1 protein-coding gene is annotated in these 421 nt (G+C 59.4%); it reads right to left on the bottom strand.

Going from position 1 to position 421, the window contains the following annotated elements:
• Positions 1-421: pyridoxal-phosphate dependent enzyme (locus tag EXE42_RS17070; protein ID WP_137707070.1), on the bottom strand; the 421-nt coding region annotated here is incomplete at both ends.

The following is a 421-nucleotide window of genomic DNA, read 5'->3' as shown; positions in this document are numbered from 1 at the left end:
GACTGCTTCAGCAAGCCCCTCGTTGCCACGGTCGACGGGCTTCACTTCAGCGCCCATGAGCCGCATCCGGAAGACGTTCATCTCCTGCCGCTGCATGTCGTGGCGGCCCATGTACACGGTTGTATCGAGGTTCAACAGGGCACCAACCATCGCGGTTGCGGTGCCGTGTTGACCGGCGCCTGTCTCTGCGATCAACCGGTCTTTCCCAGCTCGTTTTGCCAGCAGCGCCTGCCCCAGCGTGTTGTTGAGTTTGTGCGCTCCGCCGTGGAGCAGGTCTTCATGCTTGAGATAGATATCCGCACCATATCGTTCGCTGAGCGTTTCTGCGTAGAACACTGGTGTTGGACGCCCAGCAAAGTGTTCCAGCAGGTCGCGGAACTCGGCCATGAACTCGTCATCAGCGATCGCTTCTTCGTACGCA

This window comes from Halorubrum sp. SP3, from assembly GCF_005435195.1.
GTDB classification, from domain to species: Archaea; Halobacteriota; Halobacteria; order Halobacteriales; family Haloferacaceae; genus Halorubrum; species Halorubrum sodomense.
This window is presented reverse-complemented; position numbering and strand designations above follow the sequence as displayed.